At 28.5% G+C, this 26,622-nt stretch carries 23 protein-coding genes and 1 pseudogene; all 24 read left to right on the top strand.

The window, feature by feature from the left end; translation table 11 throughout:
* Nucleotides 1–13: 13 nt before the first annotated feature.
* The 24 genes and pseudogenes from QMG30_RS07555 to topA all read left to right on the top strand — a co-directional run bounded on the left by QMG30_RS07555 (nt 14) and on the right by topA (nt 26,588).
* Nucleotides 14–1,309: a phage major capsid protein gene (locus QMG30_RS07555; protein ID WP_281814081.1), complete on the top strand. Its 1,296-nt coding sequence runs from the start codon at nt 14–16 to the stop codon at nt 1,307–1,309.
* 13 nt (nt 1,310–1,322) lie between these two features.
* Nucleotides 1,323–1,589: a hypothetical protein gene (locus QMG30_RS07550; RefSeq protein WP_281814079.1), complete on the top strand. Its 267-nt coding sequence runs from the start codon at nt 1,323–1,325 to the stop codon at nt 1,587–1,589.
* Nucleotides 1,590–1,750: 161 nt separating this feature from the next.
* Nucleotides 1,751–2,011, top strand: a complete 261-nt coding sequence (locus tag QMG30_RS07545) for a head-tail connector protein (RefSeq protein WP_281814077.1) — start codon at nt 1,751–1,753, stop codon at nt 2,009–2,011.
* A 14-nt stretch (nt 2,012–2,025) separates the two neighbouring features.
* A complete protein-coding gene (locus tag QMG30_RS07540; protein ID WP_281814075.1) occupies nt 2,026–2,349 on the top strand; it encodes a phage head closure protein in 324 nt (107 codons plus the stop codon).
* Nucleotides 2,339–2,737: an HK97-gp10 family putative phage morphogenesis protein gene (locus tag QMG30_RS07535; protein WP_281814072.1), complete on the top strand. Its 399-nt coding sequence runs from the start codon at nt 2,339–2,341 to the stop codon at nt 2,735–2,737. The genes QMG30_RS07540 and QMG30_RS07535 overlap by 11 nt, the downstream gene beginning before the upstream one ends.
* An 8-nt stretch (nt 2,738–2,745) precedes the next feature.
* Nucleotides 2,746–3,087 carry a hypothetical protein gene (locus QMG30_RS07530; RefSeq protein ID WP_281814070.1) on the top strand — a complete coding sequence of 114 codons (342 nt, stop codon included), beginning with the start codon at nt 2,746–2,748 and terminating at the stop codon, nt 3,085–3,087.
* Nucleotides 3,084–3,659, top strand: a complete 576-nt coding sequence (locus QMG30_RS07525) for a major tail protein (RefSeq protein WP_281814068.1) — start codon at nt 3,084–3,086, stop codon at nt 3,657–3,659. Before QMG30_RS07530 ends, QMG30_RS07525 begins: the two co-directional genes overlap by 4 nt.
* A gap of 57 nt (nt 3,660–3,716) precedes the next feature.
* Complete coding sequence (locus tag QMG30_RS07520) at nt 3,717–4,091, top strand: hypothetical protein (RefSeq protein WP_281814066.1); 375 nt, start codon at nt 3,717–3,719, stop codon at nt 4,089–4,091.
* 195 nt (nt 4,092–4,286) lie between these two features.
* A complete protein-coding gene (locus QMG30_RS07515) occupies nt 4,287–6,281 on the top strand; it encodes a phage tail tape measure protein (protein WP_281814064.1) in 1,995 nt (664 codons plus the stop codon).
* Between the two features lie 12 nt (nt 6,282–6,293).
* Entirely contained in the window at nt 6,294–8,048 is a 1,755-nt protein-coding gene (locus tag QMG30_RS07510; RefSeq protein ID WP_281814062.1) for a glycoside hydrolase family 78 protein, read from the top strand.
* Complete coding sequence (locus tag QMG30_RS07505) at nt 8,045–9,166, top strand: hypothetical protein (protein ID WP_281814059.1); 1,122 nt, start codon at nt 8,045–8,047, stop codon at nt 9,164–9,166. The genes QMG30_RS07510 and QMG30_RS07505 overlap by 4 nt, the downstream gene beginning before the upstream one ends.
* The gene (locus tag QMG30_RS07500; protein ID WP_281814057.1) at nt 9,163–9,390 is read left to right on the top strand and encodes a hypothetical protein; all 228 of its coding nucleotides are present in this window, start codon (nt 9,163–9,165) and stop codon (nt 9,388–9,390) included. The genes QMG30_RS07505 and QMG30_RS07500 overlap by 4 nt, the downstream gene beginning before the upstream one ends.
* A gap of 12 nt (nt 9,391–9,402) precedes the next feature.
* Nucleotides 9,403–11,412 (top strand): BppU family phage baseplate upper protein, encoded by a 2,010-nt coding sequence (locus QMG30_RS07495; RefSeq protein WP_281814055.1) that lies wholly within the window; start codon nt 9,403–9,405, stop codon nt 11,410–11,412.
* A gap of 115 nt (nt 11,413–11,527) precedes the next feature.
* Nucleotides 11,528–12,013, top strand: coding sequence for a phage holin family protein (locus tag QMG30_RS07490; RefSeq protein WP_281814052.1), 486 nt, complete (start codon nt 11,528–11,530; stop codon nt 12,011–12,013).
* A gap of 5 nt (nt 12,014–12,018) precedes the next feature.
* Nucleotides 12,019–12,708, top strand: a complete 690-nt coding sequence (locus QMG30_RS07485; protein WP_281814050.1) for a peptidoglycan recognition protein family protein — start codon at nt 12,019–12,021, stop codon at nt 12,706–12,708.
* Nucleotides 12,709–13,283: 575 nt separating this feature from the next.
* On the top strand, nt 13,284–16,196 hold the full coding sequence (locus tag QMG30_RS07480; protein ID WP_281814048.1) for a P-loop NTPase fold protein: 2,913 nt from the start codon (nt 13,284–13,286) through the stop codon (nt 16,194–16,196).
* A 595-nt stretch (nt 16,197–16,791) separates the two neighbouring features.
* Nucleotides 16,792–18,363, top strand: a complete 1,572-nt coding sequence (locus tag QMG30_RS07475; RefSeq protein ID WP_281814046.1) for a phospholipase D-like domain-containing protein — start codon at nt 16,792–16,794, stop codon at nt 18,361–18,363.
* Nucleotides 18,364–18,646: 283 nt separating this feature from the next.
* Nucleotides 18,647–20,143 (top strand): hypothetical protein, encoded by a 1,497-nt coding sequence (locus tag QMG30_RS07470; protein WP_281814044.1) that lies wholly within the window; start codon nt 18,647–18,649, stop codon nt 20,141–20,143.
* Between the two features lie 345 nt (nt 20,144–20,488).
* Nucleotides 20,489–20,608, top strand: a pseudogene (locus tag QMG30_RS07465) (ATP-binding protein); the annotation flags it as partial.
* Nucleotides 20,591–20,956: a magnesium chelatase subunit ChlI family protein gene (locus tag QMG30_RS07460; protein ID WP_309298643.1), complete on the top strand. Its 366-nt coding sequence runs from the start codon at nt 20,591–20,593 to the stop codon at nt 20,954–20,956. The pseudogene QMG30_RS07465 and the gene QMG30_RS07460, both read left to right, overlap by 18 nt.
* Nucleotides 20,957–21,041: 85 nt before the next feature.
* Nucleotides 21,042–22,142, top strand: coding sequence for an alanine racemase (alr, locus tag QMG30_RS07455; protein WP_281814042.1), 1,101 nt, complete (start codon nt 21,042–21,044; stop codon nt 22,140–22,142).
* Entirely contained in the window at nt 22,142–23,371 is a 1,230-nt protein-coding gene (locus QMG30_RS07450) for a lipid II:glycine glycyltransferase FemX (protein WP_281814040.1), read from the top strand. The genes alr and QMG30_RS07450 overlap by 1 nt, the downstream gene beginning before the upstream one ends.
* Before the next feature lie 28 nt (nt 23,372–23,399).
* A complete protein-coding gene (dprA, locus tag QMG30_RS07445) occupies nt 23,400–24,500 on the top strand; it encodes a DNA-processing protein DprA (RefSeq protein WP_281814037.1) in 1,101 nt (366 codons plus the stop codon).
* 12 nt (nt 24,501–24,512) lie between these two features.
* Nucleotides 24,513–26,588 carry a type I DNA topoisomerase gene (gene topA / locus QMG30_RS07440; RefSeq protein WP_281814034.1) on the top strand — a complete coding sequence of 692 codons (2,076 nt, stop codon included), beginning with the start codon at nt 24,513–24,515 and terminating at the stop codon, nt 26,586–26,588.
* The last annotated feature ends 34 nt before the right edge of the window (nt 26,589–26,622 follow it).

Raw genomic sequence — 26,622 nt, 5'->3', positions numbered from 1 at the left:
AGAGAAAACAGTTATGGAAAAATGGTTACAAGAAATGTTAAAGAAAACAGAGGGAAAAAGAAATGAATTAAGAGCCAAAGGTAAAGATGCTAAGACCTTGGAAGAAGTAAGAAGCATTGAAGAACAGATCGAAGAGTGTGAAAAGAATATCTCACAATACAGGTCACAATTAAATGCAATAGCTGAAGAAAAAGCTAATGAAGAATCAGAAAAAAGAGAACAAGAAAACATAGAAGAAAAAAGAGATGCTATCCCAGATGGTAAATTCAATCCAATAGCTACATATACAAAATCAGATGAAGCAAGGGCAGAACAAGAAAAGAAATATGAGCAGAGAGGGCAGACATTAAAAGATGGTAAAGCAGTAAAATTCAGTACTGATGAAATGCCAACATTCAGATCCGTATCATTAGAAAGTGGTAAGCTTATTAATGAAGAAAAATACAGCAGAGAAGTAAACAAAACATTTAACGAAGTATCAGGACTAATTGACAAGGTGAACGCTGTACCACTCCAAGGTGGAGAAAGTTATTCCAAGGCTTTTGAAAAATCAAGTGGTGAAGGTGATTATACAACAGAAGATGGTGAATACCATGATGCAGATCCAGAATTCGATTATGTATCCATAGGGAAAGCCAAGATTACAGCTTATACAGAGATAACAGACGAAGCTAAAAAACTACCCAATATACAATATCAAACTTTAGTCAGAAACAGTATAGAGAAATCTCTTAGAAAGAAAATAACTAAGCAGATTGTATTAGGTGCAGGCGGTTCCAATGCAATAACAGGTATCTTCAATGCACCAGCAAAAGTTATTCCATCAGGTGATGGAGAAGAAGTAGAAATATCTGAAATTGATGAAAACACACTAGATAAAATAGTATTCGGCTATGGTGGAGATGAAGATGTAGAAGGAGATGCTTACTTAATATTAAATAAATTAGACCTGGCCAAGTTTGCAGCTATAAGAGGTTCAGATGGTAAGAAGCTTTATAAGATAGACTTAAAAGGAAACACCGGAACAATATCATCTGATGATAGTTTCAAAGTCCCATATATAATCAACAGTGGTTGTCCTGCATTATCATCAGAAAAAACACCAGTAGATACTTCATGTATGACATATGGAAAACTAGAAGGATATGAAATGCCAGTATTTTCAGATATAGAAGTAGAAGAATCAAGAGACTTTAAATTCAAGAGTGGACAAATAGCTTATCGTGGTTCAGTATGGGTAGGCGGTAATGTAGCAATGTATAAAGGCTTCGTAATAGTTAAAAAAGTTGAAGAAGAGATAAAAGCATAAGGAGTGAAGATGAGTGGCAGCCAAAAAGAAAAATGATGAAAAAACAATTGATAAAATAATAACTGAAGAAGTTATATCTACTGAGAATAGTAATAAAGTAGAAAATAAAGATGTAGAAGTTATACATGAAGAAAGTAAAACAATCATAGTAAGGGCTAAGAAAGCATTGAACAAAAAGCAGTTTGAATTATTATCTGATATGTTAAAATCAGAAAACGAAAAAACAGGGCATGAGATTATATTGATGCCATATTCAGTAGAAACGATTGTCATTAAGTAGAGAAGGTTGATTCCTTCTCTATTTTTATCTTATAGGAAAATCCTACTTTTAAGCATATGAAATAGAAACATTTTCATATGCGCTAAGGAAATTATCTTAACGAACAAATTCGCTTTGCGAAACGAGGCGTAGCCTCTTTTGTAAGAATGGAGTGATAACATTTGATAGTTGCACTTGAAGAGGTAAAAAAACATCTTAGAATAGAGACAAATGAAGATGATGAAATTATTAAGTTAATGATAGGTGGAGCAGACAGTTTTGTGAGATCAGCAGTAGATTCAGAAGTAAATGAAAATGATGAGAGAGCTAAGATGGTATGCCTGTTTTTAATAACTGATATGTACGAAAATAGAGGACTGGTAACTGAAAAAAGCAACAGTAAAATAAGAGATATTGCAAAGATGATGTTATTGCAATTATGAAGTGAGTGATGTAAATGGATCCAGGAGAATTAAATACAAGAATACCTTTTCTTAAGAAAAAAGAAAGTGATACATTGGATTTATCAAATGATGCATATGAATTATATAAAAACATATGGACCAAGGTTAAATACATGAGTGCTAAAGAGACATTTACTTCTGATGCCAACAATGTACTTAATAGAGTAAATCTAGTTATCAGAACAAGAAAAGATATAAAAAATGATATGAGATTCTTGCTTGATGAAGTACCATATGAAATAAAAGGAATACGTCCTTTGGATAAAAGGAAGATGTATCTTTTAGTTACAGGAGAGATAATAAAACATGAGCAGTGAAGTTAATATATCTTTTGATTTTGATAGTATCATTGATGAAATAGAGAGCATGGGTAAAGATGTTAATAAAATTGAAAAGAATACTACTCTAAAAGCAAGTAAAATAGTAGCAGAAAAATTAAAAGACAATGTTACAAGTTCTAACATTAATAGAGAAGATTATGTTCATATGAAAGATAATGTGAAAATATCTCATTTGAAAGAGGATGAAGAATTAAATAGGATTAGAAGTATTCATTTTGGTAATCTTCAATATAAAGCTAAATGGCATGAATTTGGAACTAGCAAGCAAGAGCCGGATTATCTGTTAAGTAAAACTATAAAAGAGACTCAAAATGAAGTAAAGCAAGTAATAGATAATGACATTAAGAAATCATTAGGATTGTAGGTGGTTTTTTGAGAGATACAATTAAAAATGCATTGAATGATATAGCTACAACACAATGGATGATACGTCCTAGTGGTTTCCCTTCAATATCATTCAGGATAATTAATGAGGAAGGTTCTGTTTTTACCACTGGTGGAGAAGTAGAAACAGAACTTTTTATTCAAGTTGATATATGGACCAAAAAACAAATAGATCATGTTAATATATCAAAATCAGTGAAAGAAAGATTAATGTCACTTGATTTCAGCAGACCCTTTGAAACAGAAGAATATGAAAGTGATACAAACATATTCCACTATATTCAAAGATACTATTATTTAAGGAATAATGAAAGTGAGGTAATACAGTGAGAAAACATGCGATTATAGATGTTAAGAACATATATTTTTCAAAAATATCTATTAATGAAGATAATGTTCTTACATATGGTCAACCAAACCTTTTATACGAAAGTGAACAAATAGACCTTAGTGTAACTACCAGTACTTTAAAAAAACATACTACAGGTGGTATAGATATAATAAACGATTTTGAAGGTGGAGAGGCAACCATAAAAACATATGGTATAGATAATGCTACGCTAGCTGAAATAGAAGGACATGAAATAGACAGTAATGGAGTAGTAATTGAAAAAAGTGATGATGAACCACCACATGTAGCTATAGGTTTCCAAGCAATTAAAAGGAATAAAGCTAGCAGATTTGTATGGTTGTTGTATTGTAAGAAAAAATATAATAGTGAATCTTATGTGAAGAAAACAGAAAAAACTGATCCAGTAAGTTCAACCCTTACATTTGATGTGTCAGAGAGAATTGATAAACAATGGAAGAATGTTATTGATAGTGATGATACTAACGCACCTGAAGATTTAGAAACTAAGTGGTTTAAAAATGTATATGATGGTACTGCTTGGAAGGAATGATAATAAGACTTAGAATTAATTTTTAGTTCTTCTAATTTCACTGAAAGGATGTAAACAATGAAAAAGATTAATGTAAAACCTATAGAAACCTTGGGTTTGGAATTTGAAGATGGAACAATTAAAAAATGTAAATTCAGTGCATATGCAATGATGATCCTAGATGAAGAATATGATGGATTCACTAAAACATTTAAAGATTCACAAAACACACCATTCTTAAGTGGGGCAAAACTATTATATGCAGGTATGAAAGCCTGCGGTGATGATGTAACCTTTGAAGATGCAAAAGTTGTTGCAAGTAATATGACAGTAGAAAGTATACTAGATCTATTTGAGTTTGCAGCTAACACAATCAAAGTTGATAAAAAAAAGTACAAAATCCCACAAGATTTCAAACAGAAGAAGAAATACAACCACAAGAAGAAAATCTAGAACTTGATTGGGATTATCTATATTATACGTATACTGTTATATTACATAAAAGTGATGCGGAATTTTGGAATAGTTATCTATGTAAAATATATTCATTAATAGACATTTATATAGAAGAAAAACAGTATGAAAAAGATATAGCAGAAGGCAAAGAAACAAATGATTACATAGAAGACATAATATAGGGGGTGAACTATGAATAAGGAGTTCCAAACCATAATTAAAGTTGGTATGAATGCTACAGATTTCAATAAGAACAGTTCAGAGGTATCTAGGAGAATAAAACTTCTAGATACCTCTTTTCGTGAAGCCAGTGCTAGGGCAAAAGCCTATGGAGAAAGTACTGATACACTGAAACAAAAGCATACGATATTAACGGAAAAAATAAACTTACAGACACAGAGAGTACAAAAATTAAAACACCAATATGAAAAAAGCAGAAAAGAAACAGGAGATAATAGTAAAGCCACAGATACTTTAGCTATCAGATATAACAATGCTATTATTCAGTTAAGGAGGATAGAAGGGCAGCTTGATAAAACAAACAAAAATATAAAAGAACAATCTAAAGCCTTAACAGAAGTACAACAGAAAATGAAAGACTATGGCGACAGAGTAAAAAAAGTTGGAGAACAAGCAAATGAAATATCTAATGGTATGCTTAAAGTTGGTGCTGCCATAACAGCAGTTGGTGCAGTAGTAACGAAAATAGGAATAGATTTTGATACTTCCATGAGAAAGGTAAAAACAATAGCAGATGAAACACAAGTAAGTAATAAACAGCTATCCGATAGTGTTCTAGAATTAAGTAGTAAATATGGTATAGCTAATACAGAAATAGCTAATTCATTGTATGAGACATTAAGTGCAGGAGTAGAAACCAAAAAATCAATCTCTTTTTTAGATGATGCCATAAAAAATAGCATTGGTGGATTTACCGATGCAACAACTAGTGTTAATACTTTAACTAATATATTAAATGCTTATAATGTAGAAACCGAAAAATCCATAGAAATATCTGATAAACTTCTTGTTTTACAGAAACTAGGTAAAACTACCATTGGAGAATTTGGAGATCAGATTGGTAAAGTTGCTCCATTAGCAAGCCAAGCTAATGTAAATATAGATGAGTTATTGGGTTCTATAGCAACACTAACCAAAAACTCCATAAAAGGTAAAGAATCAATAACAGCAATGAAAGCTGTAATATCCAACATAATAAAACCTAGTGTAGAAGCAAGTATAGAAGCTAATAGGTTAGGAATGAAATTTAATGCAGCAGGATTAAAAGCAAAAGGATTTGCAGGATTTTTAGATATGGTTATTGAAAGAACACATGGAAATACTGAAAGTTTAACTAAACTATTTGGTTCTGTAGAAGCTTTGAATGCTGTTATGCTCTTAACTAGTGATAAGGGTGCAAAAGACTTTAAAGAAGCACTAGATGCCATGGCTGACTCTACAGGTATGACAGATGAAGCTGTAAAAGATATGGATGGTAGTGGTAGAAACCTAGATGAAACAATACAAACTCTAAAAAATAGTGCAACAGAAGCCTTTTATGCAATAGAGCCTATACTAACTACAATCCTTAATATATTAAATCCAATATTTAAAGCATTCAGTAACATAAACCCTATAATACTAAGGTTCATAACTATATTTGGAATAATGCTTGTAGTTATAGGAAGTTTTATTAAATTAGCTGGTACCTTGGCAATTTCCATTGGTGCAATAAGTGCTACAATGGGTACATTAGGAATAACATGCTCTATAAGTGCCAGTCATATTCTTATAGTTGTTGGAGCATTGGCTGCATTAGCATTTATTTTAGCTCTTGTATTAGGACGTTCTAAGGATGTAAGTAAGGGAATAGAGGATGTAACGAACAGTGTAAGTAACATGAAGCTGCCACAACCAGAAGTACCTAAAGAGTATGTACCTAAACAATATTCTGTAAATGGCAGTCATAGAAATGGATTAAAAACAGTTCCATTTGATGGATACAAGGCAGAATTACATAAGAATGAAGAAGTACTTACAGCAAGTGATCCAAGAAACATCAATAATGATAAAAAATACGGTGGAGATAATTTCTATATCACTATAGATACATCGAATATAAAAGACATTAATGACATAGTGGAAATAGCTAGAAATGCAAGACAAAATAGAAGGCAATATGCGTAAGGAGATGATGAAATGGCTAAAACAGTAACGATTACAGCGACTAAAGATGCATATGTAGATACATCAAACAATAGATGGTATGGTACTGAAAGCATTCTTAAGATAGGTGCCGATATTGATCGCCACGCCTTTCAATACGGATGTATCATATATTTTCCTGTATTAGAGAATATACCATTACATGCTAAAATAATTAATGCAACATTGAATATAAATATATCAACTGCAAAATATTATTATGCTAATAGGTATATGGAAATCAGATATGGTAATATGAGGAATAATATACATTGGGAAGAATCGAATATCCCTAGCAACATACAAGAAGAGTCAATAAAAACAGGTGGAACAAGTGAATGGATTCATGAAAAAGGAAATTATTCTTTAGATATGAAAAAGGTTTTAACTCCTATTGTTGAAGGAAAAGAGACTAATAATTCCTTTTGTTTTGCAAGAGGAAATATGGATGATGCAAGAGATTATATATATATAAAATCAGTTCAATCAGATTCAAAACCATACTTGAATGTAACATATGAAGAAGTACCTCCAACTAAACCTTCAAATGTAAAACCAAATGATGAAAATAAGAGGAGTAATGAAAAAGTTATATTCAGTTGGAGTTACACGCCACAATATGAGGGAGATACTCAATATAAATATGAACTCCAATACAGTATAGATAACGGTCAAAATTGGAGAAAAGTATCTAAGACAACAAGTTCAACAAGTTATACACTACCTGCTAATACATTTATTTACGATACAGATATTATATGGAAAGTAAGAGTTTATAATAAACAATTATTAATGAGCCAATGGGCAGAAAGCCGATTCCATTTAATAGGTAAACCACATACACCTGTAATAACAAATAGTACAACATTGAATACCCCAAAACTATCTATCACTTGGAGTAGCAAGGGGCAAGTCAGTTACAAGATAAAAATCCTGGATGGAACAAAAACATTACTAGATACAAAAGAAATAGTAGGGACTCAAAAATTCTATAGAGTTAGTAGAACTTTGGAAAACAATAAGAAGTATACTATTAGACTAGCTATAAAAAATAAATACGGTAACTGGTCTAGTGAAGCAACTAAAACAATTACTACAAACTATCCAGAACCAGAGAAGCCAGAGCTTATAATAAATTCCAATAATGTCATGGGTACAATAACTATAAAATGTATAAAAAAGGATGGGGTATTACCAACACATCATTTTCAGGTATTCAGAAAAGATGATCAAGAACAATATATAAAAATAGCTGACAATATAAAAAGTACATACACCGATTATACAGTCAAAAGCGGTAAAACCTATTATTATAAAATCAGAGCAATAGCAGAAGAAGGACAATACAAGGATTCCACAGAAGCAAGCAAAGCAGCATTTGTAAAAGGCTCACAAATAGCACTTACAAGTGATTATAGTAATGGTATTAATCTAAGATATAACCGTACTTTACAAGTAAAATACCAACTTAATAGACAAACCACTAATTTTGATGGTAGAGAAAAACCAGTAGTAGAATATGGTGAACACTTAAGTAAATATTTTAGCATAGGTTTCTTGATAAGAGATAATGAAGATATCCAAAAGATTGAAGAAATACTTACAGCTAATGAGACAATACTATATAGAGATGATAGAGGTAGGAAGATATACGGAACAATAACACAGATTGACATAGATGATGATAGAAGACTTAAATACAACTTGACATTTATATTGCAGGAAGTTGATTTCAGCGAGGTGTTATGATGCAGCAATTAGCCCAAAAAGGTTATACCGAAGAAAATGTGATAAATATACTTCATGCTAAGAACAATAACAGGAACATAAAATTCAAGTACCTGTTGTTAGATATTAATAACAGTACTAAAGCAGAACTTGAAAATGTGATAGATGCAGAAATAAATTTCAAAAGCCTTGCTAACATAAAACGAGGTGGCAAATTTCTTATAAAAGAATCAGATGATATAAATATTGATTGGCTGAATGATCGTATTCAGCCTTTTATAATGCTTAAAGTACCTAATAGTAATACATGGCTAGAATGGAGTTTAGGAGTATACTTATTATCATCTCCAAAAAGAAAATCTACAGGTAAGAACATCATAAGAGATGTAGAGGCTTATGATCTATTGTTAATATTATCTGATGAAAAGATTGATAAAAGATATCTAGTACCAAAAGGTAAAAAATATACAGATGAAATAAAAGAACTTATTACAGGTAGTAAGATATATCAAACCAATATAACTAGCAGCAGTAAGACCTTACGTTCAGATAAGGAATTTGAAATAGGTACATCAAAATTAACTATAATAAATCAATTATTAGCTGAAATAAATTATACATCCATTTGGACAGATGAAAGAGGATATCTAACATCAGCTCCATACACATTACCCTCATACAGGACAAAGGACTATGAGTATTTCAATGATGAACTATCAATAATAAATGGAATGGAAGAAGAAATGGATACATTCAATGTACCAAACAAGTTCATAGTTGTATGTACTAATCCTGATAGTGAACCATTGGTAAGTACTTATACCAACGATAAAGAAAACAGTCCCACAAGTACAAAAAATAGACATAGAATCATAACAAGCTATAAGGAAATAGATGACATAGCAGACCAACAAAGTCTAGATGCTTATACCAAAAGAACAGCAGAAGAAGCAAGTAACATATATGGACACATAACATTTAATTCAGCGATAATGCCTCACCATAGCTTTCAGGACTGTCTATATATAAAACATGATGGATTAGGTATCAATAATTACTATATAGAAACAGAATGGAGTATGAAGCTAAATATTGGAGCGTTAATGAATCATAAGGTCAGGAGGGTAATTCAAGTATGATAGAAGACCTATTCAATAAAGATAATGAAAAAGACACATCAACTAATGATAATAATAGATTTAAGCTAGGTAAGATTATAGATGGCAAAGTAAGGTTTGATGGAGAAAGTACAGTAAGTAACAAAATCTATAAAAGACTAAATAATATAACACTCAATAATAATGACAGGGTACTACTTGCAAAGGTAAAAGGGAGTTTCGTTATCTTAGGGAAATTAACATAGGAAGGTGGAAGAATGGCGATACATGATATTAAAGTAGGAATATACGAGAAAGAATATGCTATTCCTAGAATAACCTTTGTAACACTAGACAGTAATATACTCATTATAAAAATGTATGGGAAAAACGGAGAAGTCATTAATCTCACAAACAGCACAGTTAGAATTAATTATGAAGATGAAACAGGTAATAAATATTATCAAGACCAAAATAGTGGTTGTATCATTAAAGATGCAGAGAAAGGAAGTATAGAAGTTACAATCAACAATGGCATATTCAATGACTCTAAAGAAATTAAAGCCGAAGTTGTAATAAGAACAGGGCAAGATAGAATAACAACTAATGAATTTTCATTTGACTCCAGATTTCCTATTGATCTAGATTCAAATGTAGTCCCACCTCAAGAGATTGAATTATGGACAGTAACTTTAGAAAAAGTAAAGAAACAACTTGATACATCAATGGCTGATATTTCAGTTGAGGTAAATGACAATGCAAATAGAATAAGTGATATTTCATATAAATCAGCTGATGGCAGCATAAATGATATAACACTATCTAAAAAAGGATTTACACTTGATGATGGCAGATATGTAGAATTTAAAGCTAAACATACCAATACAGGACACGTTACATTGAATGTCAATAGTTCAGGTGCTAAAAGCCTGAAAAATGCAGATGCAACTGAGCTTGGTATTGGTGATATCAAAGCTAATAGTTATTATAGAGCAATTTATAATGGCAGTTTTTTTCTCTTAGCCTCTAAAGGAGGCATTGAAGTAAACGATACGAAAGAAGGATCATTTAAAATTGATGCAGGAGAAACTATAACTAAAGGTGATCTGATTGAATTAATTAATGGTAAGATAATAAAAGTTAGAAGTGTAAAACCAAGTGTTAGTACAAAAACGGTTTTAAATGATGATGGTCCATATGATATATCAGTAACGAGATTAACAGATGAGAAGGCTTTAGTTTGTTATAAGGATCATAATCAAGATGATTATGATACAGTTTGTATATTGAATATAAATAAAACAACTGTATCAGCAGGTCCAGAAACGGTTTTAAACTATAATAGTGATAGGATGTATCATACATTAGTAACAAGATTAACAGATGAAAAAGTTTTAGTTTGCTATACGGATGTTAATAATGATGATTATAGTACAGCTTGTGTATTAAACATAAAAGGTACAACTATAACAGCAGGTCCAGAAACGGATTTAAATGGTAATAGTCCATATGATATATCATTAACAAGATTAACAGATGAAAAAGCTTTGATTTGTTATACTGATGTTAAATATCGTGGTACAGCTTGTATATTAAACATAGATGGAACAACTATAACAGCAGGTCCAGAAATGGTTTTTAATAGTAATAGGACATATTATATATCAGCAATAAGATTAACAGATGAAAAAGCTTTAGTTTGTTATATAGATGTTAATGGTGATGATTGTTCCACCGCTTGTGTATTAAAAATAAATGGTACCACTATTAAATCAGGTATAGAGACAATTATTAATAGTGATAGCCTATGTGATATATCATTGATAAGATTAACAGATGAAAAAGCTTTAATTTGTTATACAGATACTAAATATAATAATCATGGTGTGGCTTGTATATTAAATATAGATGATACAACTATAACAGTATGTAGAGAAACGATTTTTAACAATGATAGCCTATATGATATATCGTTAACAAGATTAACAGATGAAAAAGCTTTGGTTTGTTATCAGGTTATGAATCGTAATAAATATGGTACAGCGTGTGTATTGAACATAGAAGGAACAACTATAACAGCAGATCAAGAAAAGGTTTTTAATAGTAATAACACTTATGATATATCAGTGACAAGATTAACAGATGAGAAAGCTTTGGTCTGTTATATAGATGTTAATCGTCATAATAATAAATGTATAGCTTGTGTATTGAACATAACAAAAGATCCTAATGGAATAGCATTACAAAATGGAACTGAGAACCAAACTATAAAAGTCATTCATTGGTAATGTATATTGAAATTATTAATTAATAACAAAACAGAATATATACCTAATATGATTGCTTAAAATGAAAGTCGATATAATCGGCTTTTTCTAATATAAAATAGATAGGATGATGAATATGAACGAGAAAGTTATAGTAAACGGAAGTAAAGGTTTTTTAGCAATGTGTGGGGCAATATTTTCTTTTATAACTAATTCTGTTACGGAGTTAGTTATAATACTAGCGATACTTATGGTAGGGGACTATCTAACAGGAGTAATTGCTAGTTATGTAGAACAAGAAATTGATTCAAGTAAATCTCTAGGAAAACTGAATTTCAAAAGAGGATTAACAGGTGTATTTAAAAAGGTAGGATATTTAATATTAGTTGGTCTAGCTATTTTATTGGATTACATAGTATATTACATTGGAGCTACAGCAGCTGGTATAGATTTAGGATTCAAAGGTATATTCACTTTAATAGTAACTTGTTGGTTAATAGGTACAGAAGCAATAAGTCTTATAGAAAATCTAGGAAGAATAGGAGTACCAATACCAGGATTCTTAAAAAAAGCATTTATAAAACTAAAGGATACGGTAGAAAAAGTTGGAGAGGAAGGGTAAAAACAATGAATAACAGTCCTTTAGTAGATTACACAAAAATCAGTCCAAACAAAACCAGTCCAAGAAACCATGTGATTGATACAATTACGATTCATTGTATGGCAGGAAATTGTTCTATTGAAACATGTGGAAATATATTTCAGCCTACTTCAATACAGGCTTCTTCCAATTATGGTGTAGGTACTGATGGAAGAATTGGAATGTATGTTGAAGAAAAAGACCGTTCATGGTGTTCTTCTTCCAGTTCCAATGACAACAGAGCAGTTACCATTGAAGTTGCAAACGATGGTGGTGCTAATACTGGATGGCATGTATCAGACAAAGCACTTACTGCATTAATCAATCTTATAGCTGATATATGCAAAAGAAATGGAATCAAAGAATTAAAATGGCAAGGTGACAAATCTTTGATTGGTCAGATTGACAAGCAAAACATGACAGTTCATAGATGGTTTGCAAATAAATCCTGTCCTGGTGATTATCTGTATAACCTTCATGGAAAAATTTCAGAAGAAGTGAACAAAATTATAGCTAAATCAAATGAAATTGATCTTTCTGATTGGGCGATAGAAGGACATGATTTTGTGACTCAAAATAATATTTCTGATGGTACAAGACCAAAAGATAATATTACTAGGGAAGAGGTTTGGACTATGTTGAAAAGATTTAAGCAAATAGATAAAAGACTTGTTTAGTTAATATAAAATAAACAATAAATTTAAAAGAGAGATATTTCATGGAATGGAATGCAATAATTAGTTTTATAAGACTATAGGTATTTGGATTAATTATATTTTTATACTGTGGACTATTCCTAAAGAAAATACCAGCATTTACTGCAGAGTGGCTTATAGCTATTATTCATTTAGGTGTAAGTTTATTTATTACCATTATTTATATGGGTGTGGTAGTAGAACGTGAATTCACACCAGTAGAAATTGTAACTGCTGTAATACAATCGGTTATTATTGTAGCTATAGCTCTGTATATGGTAATGAAATAATTAAACAGTTAACTCAAAAGCGAAAGATGGATAACTAACAGTTTATCAAGTCTAGTAATAAATTACTAATGTTAGACCTATGCCTATAAAGTAGGATATAGGTTATTTTTATTGAAAAGAAACAGGAAGTTTGATATTATATTCTATAATGATACAATATATTTATAAGATATAAAATTATAAATGCAAGTTTTATTATAAAAAAATGTGAGGTTTATTTATAATATTTAAATTTGAATTATTGAAAAATATTATGAGGAGTTAATTATGAGACAACATAGTAAAAAAAATAATTATACATACATAAATCATTCAATTCTATTAAAATCTTTTTGTGTTGGAGCTTTAATTTCTGAGCTTTTTATTTTATTATCTGCAGTCGATAGGGTATTTTGGGAGTTTGCTTTTTTTGATAAAAAACAATATTTGATATGGCCTATTAGAGTAATATATTATTTTATAATTATATGTTATCTTGGTAAGAGAAATTTTTATAGAAAAATGAAAATGCTTATAAAAAGCTTAAGGTTTGATTTACTAATTATTTTAGTTTGGGGAGGAATTTTAGTATTTGCTTTTGGTGGTATTGGCATTATTTCTTTTGAAAATTTAATTAGAACATTGTCTTTACCACAACTTAGTGTTATCTTTATGTTGCCTATTATAATTAGTATCTCATTTTTTTTAAAGAATCTACAAGCCAGATTTATGAAAAAGCCTAATAAAGACTCATTTTTTATGAGTGACAAGGAATGTAAAAATAAAGATGACGATAAATTTAATTTTATAGATAAGGTTGAAAAATTTTGTGAAAAGGTTTATGATGAAAAATCATCTGAAGGTTTAGTTTTTGGTATTGATGCTCCATGGGGAACAGGAAAATCAACATTTGTTAACTTTTGTAAAGAATATTGGAATGAAAAATACAAGAATGAGATAATTGTTTATACATTTAATCCTTTAAGATATGAAAATAAAGAAAAAATGTTAGATAAATTTATATCTGGGTTTATTAATGAAATCAAAAAACATGTTTTTGTTCCAGAGATAGAATGGCTTATTTCAAAATATGCTACAATCATAAAGGATTCTAAACCATCATTTTCTATTATGGGGTTTGGATTTAAACTTCCAACAGGAAATAAATCAATAGATGATATTTTTGAAAAACTAGAAGTAGCATTAGCTAATATAGATAATAAAATAATAATAATTATTGATGATTTAGACAGATTGAATTTTTCAGCTATTAAAGAGGTGCTTTTTGTTATAAAGAAAGTATTTACTTTATCCAATATTTCTTATGTTCTTTGCTATGATACAGATAATATTGCAAAACTTGAAAAAACAAGTTTAGATAATGAAAAGATAATTGAGTTCTTAGAAAAATTTATTAATGTAAAAACAAGTATTTATATCGATAATAAACTTTTGCTGGATTATTTTATTGTAAATAAAGACAGATCTTTATCAGAAAATATATTGATAGAACCAGTACTTGTTTCAAAAGCAATAGAAGGAATTATAGATATATTTGAATCAAAGGATTATTATCGTTATCTACCTTTTATAGGTAATCCTAGAAAGCTTAAGAGACTTATCAATACAATATTATTACTTGATATAGAAAAAACCGATTTTGATAACTCAGATTTTAATAAACAAGATCTTATTCATTTATTATTAATATATATATATTATCCAAATATATTTAGAAATATATATATTACTGAAACTAAAGGTAAAAAGGGTTTTTTTTCAGTTGCAATTCCATATGACGGGAATAAACCTGAAAATGAGGTAGAATACGAAAGTTATCTAAAAAATCTTACACAAAATCAAAAATTTATACTGAATAAAGTTTTTTTAGTAAAAGAAAGAATTAGTAATACAAACAATTCTCCAGAAATGTTAACATCTTATGCATGTTTTAATGGTTCACAATGGAATGATAAATATAGAAACTTAGAAAGATATTTAAATCTTATTAACAATATATCTTACCCTATTAAGACGGATCAATATAGGTTCTATACTAATTGTGTAAATGAAGTATTATATGAAAAGTCTATAGAAGAAGTACTTGCAGGTAAAGAGTTTTCTCTTTCTTGTGGTGAAAAAATACATGAACAATTTTGGAGAGCAGTGGTTAATAGTACTTCTTATAAAGAGTTTACCTATGAAAAATCAAGAGAAATAATTAGTTATGCCGTTTATAATTTAAATAGCTATTCACTTATAAATATAAAAGATTTTAAAATTGGATTTCGAAAAACGCTAATTATATTTATAGTCAAATTACTTAATGATGTAGGGTGGTTTGCTAAGGTTGGTAAATATCCTGATAATATGGATATAAATAAAACAAAAATTGCCGAATGGATATTCGGAGAAGGTGATTATAAGGGAAATGGAATTTTAGAAATTTTAGGACAAAAAAATAAAGGTGTGTTGGGGTTATATGATTTATTATGCTTTCGCCTTTTCTGTATTAAAGACAGAGGATTAAACATATATAATTTAACTAGGTCGCTATGTAATCATGCTGATCCTAAAATGCCTACTTCAGGGTATATTAAAAACATTGTAATTAATGAAATGAGAGAAATATCCCAAAATATTTTTATCATATTTAAATTTCGCTATATTGAACAAAAAATAAACGTTTTTCATGAAATAGATAAGCTCAAATTTATTGATTTGTGTGGATATCAATTTAATTATAGTAAAGATGATGAACAAAAAATAAATAGTGAAGTTATTAATTTAAAATGCGAGATGATATCTTTTATTATTTATCAATTAGGAAATACTATAATTGATGACTCAGGAATATGTTGTGGATATTATGATGTTATTGGAAAAGAAGACAAAAAAGGTATTAATAAAGAAATCAATAATTATTTATTTGAATTTTGTTTTAAGTCTAATAAAAATAATATGAATAATTATAAATACTTTTTACAGTATTTATTAACCCATTTGTCTAGAATTAATTATGTGTTTGACAAAAATCAAATATTTAATGTTTTAGATAAAGATTTACTCATAAAATATTGGAAAAAGGAATGTAATATTATTAAAGCAAAATTTAAAATTAATGATATAAACATAAACAACTCTAAGGAAGACTTAATAAATGTTTATAAAGTTCTTGACGAATTATTACAAAATGAATAACGTAACTACAAATTCAAATCAAGTTAATAAATAAAATTCATGACAAAGGAATTTATAAAACCAAAATAAATTAAAATTATATACACTACTATATATATGAGGAAATAATTCTGTAATAATAATATAATAGATGTTCTCCTATGTAATTTATAAAATCAGATAAAATATTTTAGCACTGAATTCTCCAATTATTGTAAGACTGTTTGTATATTTGTGTTCACACAAAGTATTTGAGCATGTAGTGACAGTAGAAGGAGAAGATTTTTTAACAAAAGGACAGAAATAGTATGCTATAATTTGGTGAAAAGATCAATTTATTTACAAAAAGACATATTTGATGAAAGAGTAGCTTATAGTAATTTATAAAGAGATTTTTATAAGTTAAAAAAATAAGTATGAAAATATGTTAAAAAATATGAAGAAATCTTTTGATGAAGAGTTGGGAAGTATAAAGAAATGATGTTCATCTCAACATGATTTAACAAAATTTTTCCGTATGCTATGCAATCTTTTACTGAATACAATTCATGTGTGTATGATTAAGGAATGTCATAATAAGGGGTTATATATTAAATTAAATTTAGTTGGTGAGAAAATGAGCAAAGTTTATACAAATACTGAGACGAAAAAGGATTGTTTGTTGAATCGATTATTAGATGTTAGAGTTAACAATAATTTATTAATATGTTCCCCATTTTTTACTCATAATGATTACCTGGATTATATTATTGATAATAACATTAAACTTAATTTGGTTGTGAGACTTTGTACATCAACTGATTGTCAACTTTTAATGTCATTACTTGATAAACCTAATATTCAAGTAAGGTTCTTTAATTCAAGAGTATTTCATTCAAAAATGTATGTAATAGATAGTAAAACTGTAATACTAGGTTCAAGTAATTTCACTAAGAGTGGTTTGAATGAAAATATGGAGTTAAATGTTGAACTTGATAATAATTTTGAAGGATTTAATGAATTATTAAGGATTTCTGTAAGTTATTGGAATCAAGCACAAGTATTAACTTGTGAAGTTCTAAATAAATTAAGTGAATTATTAGAGGAGAACAGAAGCAATAAAGATGAGACTGAACTAGAGAAAAGAATTGCTGGTATTAACAGTAATATTAAAAAGAAAAGAGTATTTTCAGAGATTCATAAAAAGAGAATCTCTGAAAGTAATAAAGGAAAAAAAGGTGCTAAACTTGAGGGTGAGAGACTAAGAAAACTTAATGATGCTGCAATATTAAGCTTGTCTAAACCAGTTGTCTGTATCAATACCGGAAAAAAATATGATTCAATGCAAATAGCATCTCGAGAAGTGTATGGTTATGATAGAGGATATGGTTATATTAGTAAGGTATGTAAGGGTGAAAGAGAGCATTATAAGAAACTTGTTTGGAGATATTATGAAGAATATAAGGATTACTCAGATGTAGAGAAAGAAAAATTGAAAGAGCTTATTCGCAGAATTAATACTAAACAGTACACTGAAAAATTAAAAAGGAAGATATTATGTAAAAGTATGAGATATGATTCATTGAAAGAATTTGGAGAATATGCATTACAATCAGGTTTGATAAAAGCTGGAAGTAGCAGACCAGAGCAAATAATTTCTGCACTTATCAAGAGTTCAGAGAAACAGGGAATTCCCTTTGCGAGATTATCTACCAAATATGGCTTTGAATATTTTTATTATGCAGATTATGATGTAATAATGGATAAGGATAAAGTAGTTGAAGAGAAACCAGTTAAAAAGAGTTTAGAGGAATATATGAAAGAATATGATGAACTATTAGATTTAGAACTTGGAGATTTGACATTAGGAGATTTATTATGTAGTAATACAAAAAAATTCTACAAGATTAATGATAAATATTATAAGAGTAAAACTAAACTTATGGAAGACTATACATACGATGAAATTATTGACAGGGAAAGATTATTGGTATTGATTAAAGAAAAAGGTTATTCAGCAAATTGGCAATTTGATATAGAGAAAGTTAATCTATCTCAGAAGAATAAGTACTACTTAAAAGACAACATAATATATCAATATAAAAATGATTTTATTAAATTAAATTGTACTGAGGTTAACAAAGAAGCAATTATGTGTGAATTAGAGTTATCTCTGAAACTAGATTTCACTTTAAATAACATATATTGATGATAGTAAGGAGAATATACAGATGATACATGTGTTAACATATGGAACATTATGGTAATAATATAGTGCTATAGCATATATTAAATGTCAATTTATTTCATATGAGTATAGACTATATATAAAAAACATAAGGCAAATTTATTATTGTGCGGATGAGAATACATTGGAGAAAATACAAAGGTTATTTATAAAGAAGTTACTAATCTAGAAAAAAAGTAGAGTATATATAAAATATTTATTGCAATATTACAACAAAAAGATATACAGATAATTAGGAGGGAGTATGAAAGTTTATCGTAAAATTATAGTTATACTTATTATAATACTAGTGTTATTAGGGTTTTTCGACTTTATTATTAATGATGAGTTATTTTTAAATGATTATATTAGAGGTACATTTACGGAGACAATTGGAATTATAGTAACTTTAATTTTTGTAGATTTAATATTTAAAAGAAATAATGATGAGGAAAGAAGACAAGAGGAAATTTCTAAAATAAAAAGAAGTAACACTGTAATTAAGTTAAGTATTACTAGATGCCTAGAATATGGAGCTATTATAACTACACCTGTTGAAGATAGAGGTAATGATATTCCTAATAAAATTACAAATGATTTTACGTTTAGTGATATGTGTGATTTGTTTAATCCATCTTTAATTGATACAGATGATTTTAGTCCAGTAGTATTAAAATATTTAAAAGCACATGATGACCTAATTGTTTCTATAGAAAAAGTATTATATACAATTGATTATAAATATTATTCAAAACTAAACAAATTATTTATTGAATATATATCTAAGACTAAAGGATTAGATTTATATCAAGGAATACAGCAAGATAGTATTAATGAATGTTCTGTAAACAAAATAATTAAAATACTTAAAGAGCATACTGGAGAAGTTAAAAGGACTAATGGTAACATAATTAATAAATATATTACTTTGTTTTACTTGATTAAAGATAATAACAAATTTATTAGTGATTATAATAATATCATTAATGAGATAATAAATAATGAACCTAAAAAAGTTAAAAGATCTCAGAGATTCAAAATACTTAAAAATTATAAAACTCATAAAAAAAATAAAACAATAAATATATTACATTTATCGCAATTTATTGCGTCAATAGCAGTGACAATAGCTGCTGTATGGATTTCCAATATGCAATTACAAATACATAAATTTGAAGTACAACCACATTTTAATATTTCTACATTTTATGGTGAAGAAATGGAAAATGGAAAAGTACGTGATCTTAACTTATGCATATATAATTCAGGACAAGGATTTTATGATTTTAAGAGCTGTCAAATTTGTTTCGTTGAAATTGAAACAGAACAAGAAAAAATTTACCTTCCATTAACTTATTTTTTTGGTATATCAACAGAAATTTTAGGGGATGGTGACATAGTATATGAAGCTAGAGGGTATAGGAATAATATAAAGTTATCTAATTTAAAGAATGTTTTTTTGACCAGGAAAAATTCTTATGGATTTTTACGAAAAATAATCTTTACTAAGATTGAGTATCAAGATATGATGGGCAAATATCATACGCAATATTTTGACTCTGATAAAGGAAGAGTTTTAAATAATAGTAAAGGAAAATATATTTTTAAGTTACATAACGATTATATACATAAGCTATCATTTTTAAATACCGAGAATTTAGATTATGTTAATATAGATAATATAAACGTAGAAATCTTAGAAAACTATATTAAATCAGATATTCAAATCACTGAAGAAGATTTCTTAAAAGTATATCAATAATAAAATGGAATTTACTTACTGTTTATAATTCTAGATTAAACGATAATACAATTAAACTGTTTAATCCAGTATATTTTTAATCCAAATAATTAAACTAGTTTTTTCCTATGTTAATATGATTTTTTATAAATAGAGGGTATATTAATCCATATTTATGGTTAATAGTATTAAATACCCATATGAGATAGCATAATTAAAATGAAATAAAATAAAAATAAATATTAACAAAGATATTATATTTAATAAATTATTTTACAAAATACTAAAAATGTTATATATTATAATAGAAATGCTAAATATGTAATTGAAATAAGGGTATAATAACTATAATACGCTTGCCCTTGTGGTTACTACCCAGACAGGGAGAAATGTAGTTGCACCCCACTACAGATAAAGAGATACCTGAACAAGATATCAGGACCTTTACTGGATAGAATAGATTTACACGTGGAAGCCAATAATGTTAATTATCACGATCTTAATGAGAAAAAGAAGGTGGAATCTTCAAGTGATATTAAGAAGAGGGTGATGGCGGCTCATAAAATACAACAGAAAAGATATAAAGACAGCAATATATATTTTAATTCTATGTTAAGTGCTGCATTAATTGATAGATATTGTAAATTGAATGATGAATGTGCAGAAATGATGCAATCTGCTTTCGACAAGCTTGATTTAAGTGCTAGAGCATATCATAGAATATTGAAAGTAGCTAGGACGATTGCTGATTTAGAAGGTAAAGCTGATATAGGAGAAAAACATCTAGCAGAGGCAATACAATATAGATCTCTTGATCGCAATTACTGGGATTAAAAAATAGTAACTTGATATTATTCCATAAACTGTTTATAATGTTAACTTAGGGAAAATTAATAGAATGATTTGAGGAGGAAGACAATTGTCTGATATCTATTTGGAAGTTAACCTTCATAATTTATATTATAATTTATCCAAAATAAAAAAACAATTGAATAGTAGTACTATGATAATGGCAGTTGTAAAAGGTAATGCTTATGGTCATGGTAGTGTAGAAATAGCTAAAGCATTAAGTGAAGATGTAGATTATTTTGGAGTTGGGTTACTTGATGAAGGTGTTGAACTTAGAAAAAACAACATACAGCAATCTATTTTTTTAATGGGTCCCAGTAATGATTATAAGACAATTTATGATAATAATATTACAATGAGTATTTGTTCATTGAATGAACTAGAGAATTTAATCAAATGGACAAACAATAATCAGAAAAAAATAAAGTTTCATCTGAAAGTTGAAACGGGTATGAATAGATTTGGCATAAATTATAATCAACTAGAAGAAATTAAATTATTATTAGAACAATCTACTTATGCAATACTTGAAGGCATATATTCTCATTTTGCAACAACCTATAAAAATAATAAAAATTATGTATTAAACCAAAAAGAAAAATTTGACAAATATAAAACTTTTTTTGATAATTATTATAATGATTTAATATATCATATAGCCAATAGTGAAAATACAATAGACTTTAAACATGCTCATTATAATATGGTAAGATTGGGTAATGCTTTGTTTGGTCCTTGTAATAGTCAAAAAAACATAGGACTCAAAAAAATATCTAAAGTTAAATCTAGAATCATATATACCAAAAAAGTTAATAAAGGCGAAAATATTGGTTATGGTAATAGCTATAAATCAAAACAGAATAAAATCATTGGAATAATTCCCATTGGATTTTATGACGGAATGGGTTTATTGAAAAAGCCGATAGGTTCTAGATTTTTATCCGTTACTAAATACTATCTAAAAGAAATATATAGGTATTTATTTAGAAGTAAAACAATCATATATTATGAAGGTTTACCTTTAGAGATTCTAGGAAGACCTAATATGCAATATACTATTGTAGATATTACTAATATTAAAATAGATAATATGATAGTTGAGATCAAAATCTCTCCCATGTTTGTAAAAGAGAATATAAAGAGGACATACGTTTCGGAGGTAAAGAATTAATGAATTTTGTTACACATATAGATGAAAAGAAATATACTCTATTTAATGAAAAACATCCTAATGGTCATGCTTTACAATCAATAGAATGGGGTAATTTTAAAAGTATGGGTGAATGGACTAAAGAATTAGTTGGACTTGAAGACGATAATGGTGATTTACAAGCTTCAGCTATGCTTTTAAGACGAAAGTTACCTGGTCTATCTCGATATATATTATATGCTCCACGTGGGTATGTTCTTGATTACAATGATGTTTCATTGATTAGAGAATTCTCAAAAAATGTTAAGCAATATGCTAAAAAAACTAAAGCGATTTTTGTTAAGATAGATCCTTGTATTATTTACAAGGAAAGAACTATTGATGGAGATATTAGAGAAGATGGTATAGATAATTCAATGCTAATTAATTCAATTAAAGATATGGGTTATGCTCACAAAGGTACCACTCTTGATTTTGAAGGTATTCAGCCTAGATTTGTATTTAAATTAGATGTAGATAAAGACAAAGATACTCTTTTTAAAAGTTTTCATCACAAAACTAGATATAATATCAGATTAGCAGAAAAAAAAGGTATAGAAATATATGAAGGAAATATTAATGATCTAAAAGAGTTTGAAAGAATTATGCGAATTACAGGAGCTAGAGACGGTTTCATAACAAGACCTCTAAAATATTTCCAAGATATGTATGAATCAATGGAAAAACAAGGTAAAATGAAGGTTTTTATGGCAAAGTATAATGTTAATAAAGCTTTAGATAAATCAATTAAAGACTTAGATAAAGAACAAAATTCCAAAAAACCTAATGAAGACAGGATTAATAAACTACAAAGAGAAATACCGGAGATGAAAAAACTAGCTGAAGAAAACCCAGAAGGCATTATAGTATCTGGAGCCATCATACTCTTGAATGGTGAAAAATCTTGGTATCTCTATGGAGCTAGTGACAACCTTTATAGAAATCTAATGCCTAATTATTTATTGCAGTGGCATATGATAGCATATTCTATGGATTGTGGCTGCACATTATATGATTTTAGAGGTATTTCTGGTAATCTGGACCCAAATCATCACTTATATGGATTATATAGGTTTAAAAAAGGATTTAATGGAGATTTTGTAGAGTATATAGGTGAGTTTGATTTAGTGGTCAGCAAATTCTATTATCATTTGTGGGAATTTTGGGTACCCAAAATCAAAAAACTAGTAACGAGACTAAAGAAAAAATAACAAATAATTGTACTAAAAGGTGATGCGTATGGGGAGTACTATGGAAAAGGAGCATTATTGGTTATGGTTAAATAATATTAAAGGTATTGGATTGAAAAAAATCAAATACCTCCTTAACTATTTTGATGAACCAAAGTATATATGGGAGGCAACTTATGATGAACTTGATGAAGTAAAAAGAATTAGAGAAATTGATAAGAAAACAATTATTGAGTCTAGAAATAAACATAAAATAATAGAATATTATGACAGACTTAATAAAAACAATATTAATTTTTATTCTACTGATAATTATATGTATCCTGAAAATCTAAAAAATATTTATGATTATCCATATGGTATTTATGTTAAGGGTGAACTATCTGCTAATTCACCTATTATAGCTATAGTTGGTGCTAGAAGATGTACAGAATATGGTAGAGAAATTGCAAAATATTTTGCAAGAGAATTAGCAAAAATGGGAATTATAATTATTAGTGGTATGGCTAGAGGGATTGATACCGCTGCACATAAAGGAGCTTTAGAAGGTGGTGGTAAGACATATGCTGTACTTGGGTGCGGTGTTAACATATGTTATCCAAAAGAAAATTATATGCTAATGAACAAAATTAGTGAAAATGGAGCGTTAATATCTGAATTTCCTGTTAATCAAATCCCTAAAGCAGGTAATTTCCCTCTTAGAAATAGAATTATAAGTGGTATAAGTGACGGTGTTTTAATTGTAGAAGCTGCTAGTAAAAGTGGTTCATTAATTACTGCTGACCAAGCATTAGAACAAGGGAAAGATGTATATAGTATCCCTGGTAGGATTACAGATAAATTAAGTGAAGGTACTAATCATCTAATAAAAATGGGTGCAAAGATGGTAACTAATATTGATGATATTTTAGAGGAATTTTCATATAAATATAGCAATGAAAAACAAAAAAATTCAGAAAATATTACTTTAGGACTTGCAGAAATTGAAAAAATAGTGTATTCTTGTTTAAGTTTAGAACCTTTATTTATTGACGATATACATAGTAAGTCAAATATACCAATTGATGAACTTGGGTTGATATTAACAAAACTGGAACTTAAGGGCGTAATAAAACAACTGCCAAATAAGTATTTCATTAAAAAATTGTAGTGGAGGGTAAAAATGGCAAAAAATTTAGTAATAGTTGAATCGCCTGCAAAAGCAAAAACTATAAAAAAATTTTTAGGTAGTAATTATAAAGTTGAAGCTTCAATGGGACATGTAAGAGATTTGCCTAAAAGTCAGTTAGGTGTTGACATAGAAAATGATTTCGAACCTAAATATATTACTATTAGGGGTAAGGGTGAACTCCTAAAACATTTAAGAAAAGAAGTTAAAAAGGCTAATAAAGTTTTCCTAGCAACTGACCCTGACCGTGAAGGTGAAGCGATATCATGGCATTTATTATTTTCTCTTAATTTGCAAGACAAAAAATTTTATAGAATAACATTCAATGAAATTACAAAGAATGCAGTTAAGAATTCAATAAAACAAGCAAGAGAAATTGATATGGATTTAGTTGACGCTCAACAAGCTAGAAGAATTCTAGATAGAATAGTCGGATATAAGATAAGCCCGTTGTTGTGGAAAAAGATAAAAAAAGGACTTAGTGCAGGAAGAGTCCAGTCAACTGCTTTAAAATTGATTTGTGATAGAGAAGAAGAAATTAATAACTTTATACCCGAAGAATATTGGTCATTAGAAGCGAAACTAAAAGACGATAAATCAAAGGATGAATTTATTGCTACATTCTATGGCAAAGATAAAAAGATGAAAATAACTTCCAAAGAGCAGGTTGATACAATAGTTGATTACCTAAAAGACAAAGACTATATAGTAAATGATGTAAAAGAAAGTATAAGGCAGAAAAAACCACTTCAACCATTTATTACCAGTACTCTTCAACAAGAAGCTGCTAAAAAATTGAATTTTACTACTGCTAAAACTATGAGATTTGCCCAACAGTTATATGAGGGTGTAGATGTAAAAGGTAAAGGTACAATAGGTTTAATAACTTATCTTCGTACAGATTCTACACGTATTTCTGATGATGCAGACAAAGCAGTAAAAGAACATATAAAAAGTAGTTTTGGAGAAGAGTATGTAAATAATATAAAAATTGTAAGTAATAAAAAAACTAATGTACAAGATGCCCATGAAGCAATAAGACCATCTTATATAGATATTCATCCTGATGAGATAAAAGATTCATTATCAAGGGATCAATTAAGATTATATAAGCTGATTTATAACAGATTTGTTGCAAGTAGAATGAAGCCCGCAAAATACGCTACAAAATCAATAAAAATTAGTGGAGGAGATTACCGATTTAATGCTTCCGGTTCAGTATTAATTTTCGATGGATTTTTAAAAGTCTATAATATTTTGGATGAAACAGAAGATAACCAAAAGATTGGAAATATTAATAAGGATTCTAATTTAAGTTTGATAGAGTTAAACTCCAAACAACATTTTACACAACCTGCACCAAGATATACTGAAGCATCATTAGTTAAGACTTTAGAAGAAAACGGTGTAGGTAGACCAAGTACCTATGCTCCTACTATATCTACTATTCAAAAGAGAGGGTATGTTTCTAAAGAAAAGAAAAATATTTTTCCAACTGAATTAGGAGAAATAGTAAATGATATAATGGAAAAATATTTCGAGAATATAGTTAATGTGAAATTCACAGCAGCTCTCGAGAAAGAACTTGATGAAGTTGAAACAGGAAACATACCATGGAAAGAAGTACTAAGAAACTTTTATCCTGATTTTGGTAATACAATTGAATATGCTGAAGAAAAAATAGGCAAAATTGAAATAAAGGACGAAGTTTCTGATGTGTTGTGTGATAAATGTGGTAGGAACATGGTAATCAAAATTGGCAGATATGGTAAATTTTTAGCATGTCCTGGTTTTCCAGAATGTAGAAATGCAAAACCTCTATATGAAAAAGTTGAGGGTGTTGCTTGCCCTAAATGTAGTGGCGAGATCTTTATTAAAAAGACTAAAAAGGGCAGAAGATATTATGGGTGTGAAAACAACCCTAAATGTGATTTTATGACTTGGAACAAACCTACAAAAGAAATTTGTCCTAAATGTGGAACTATTATGGTTGAAAAGGGCAAATATCTAAAATGTAATAATGAAGAATGTAATTATAGTATTTTGAAAGAAAATGTTACAAATGATTAGATTTAATTTATTCGTTAAAATAATCAAAGTAATT

Source organism: Vallitalea longa, from assembly GCF_027923465.1.
Lineage (GTDB): Bacteria > Bacillota > Clostridia > Lachnospirales > Vallitaleaceae > Vallitalea > Vallitalea longa.
Note: the sequence above shows the minus strand (reverse complement) of the source record. Positions and strands in the feature narration are given on the sequence as shown.

Bases quoted from the DNA above. Each gene is read 5' to 3' on its own strand.
- QMG30_RS07555 (WP_281814081.1), top strand. From the start codon at position 14: ATGGAAAAATGGTTACAAGAAATGTTAAAGAAAACAGAGGGAAAAAGA.
- QMG30_RS07540 (WP_281814075.1), top strand. From the start codon at position 2,026: ATGGATCCAGGAGAATTAAATACAAGAATACCTTTTCTTAAGAAAAAA.
- QMG30_RS07535 (WP_281814072.1), top strand. From the start codon at position 2,339: ATGAGCAGTGAAGTTAATATATCTTTTGATTTTGATAGTATCATTGAT.
- QMG30_RS07520 (WP_281814066.1), top strand. From the start codon at position 3,717: ATGAAAAAGATTAATGTAAAACCTATAGAAACCTTGGGTTTGGAATTT.
- QMG30_RS07515 (WP_281814064.1), top strand. From the start codon at position 4,287: ATGAATAAGGAGTTCCAAACCATAATTAAAGTTGGTATGAATGCTACA.
- QMG30_RS07510 (WP_281814062.1), top strand. From the start codon at position 6,294: ATGGCTAAAACAGTAACGATTACAGCGACTAAAGATGCATATGTAGAT.
- QMG30_RS07505 (WP_281814059.1), top strand. From the start codon at position 8,045: ATGATGCAGCAATTAGCCCAAAAAGGTTATACCGAAGAAAATGTGATA.
- QMG30_RS07500 (WP_281814057.1), top strand. From the start codon at position 9,163: ATGATAGAAGACCTATTCAATAAAGATAATGAAAAAGACACATCAACT.
- QMG30_RS07495 (WP_281814055.1), top strand. From the start codon at position 9,403: ATGGCGATACATGATATTAAAGTAGGAATATACGAGAAAGAATATGCT.
- QMG30_RS07490 (WP_281814052.1), top strand. From the start codon at position 11,528: ATGAACGAGAAAGTTATAGTAAACGGAAGTAAAGGTTTTTTAGCAATG.
- QMG30_RS07485 (WP_281814050.1), top strand. From the start codon at position 12,019: ATGAATAACAGTCCTTTAGTAGATTACACAAAAATCAGTCCAAACAAA.
- QMG30_RS07480 (WP_281814048.1), top strand. From the start codon at position 13,284: ATGAGACAACATAGTAAAAAAAATAATTATACATACATAAATCATTCA.
- QMG30_RS07475 (WP_281814046.1), top strand. From the start codon at position 16,792: ATGAGCAAAGTTTATACAAATACTGAGACGAAAAAGGATTGTTTGTTG.
- QMG30_RS07470 (WP_281814044.1), top strand. From the start codon at position 18,647: ATGAAAGTTTATCGTAAAATTATAGTTATACTTATTATAATACTAGTG.
- QMG30_RS07450 (WP_281814040.1), top strand. From the start codon at position 22,142: ATGAATTTTGTTACACATATAGATGAAAAGAAATATACTCTATTTAAT.
- dprA (WP_281814037.1), top strand. From the start codon at position 23,400: ATGGGGAGTACTATGGAAAAGGAGCATTATTGGTTATGGTTAAATAAT.
- topA (WP_281814034.1), top strand. From the start codon at position 24,513: ATGGCAAAAAATTTAGTAATAGTTGAATCGCCTGCAAAAGCAAAAACT.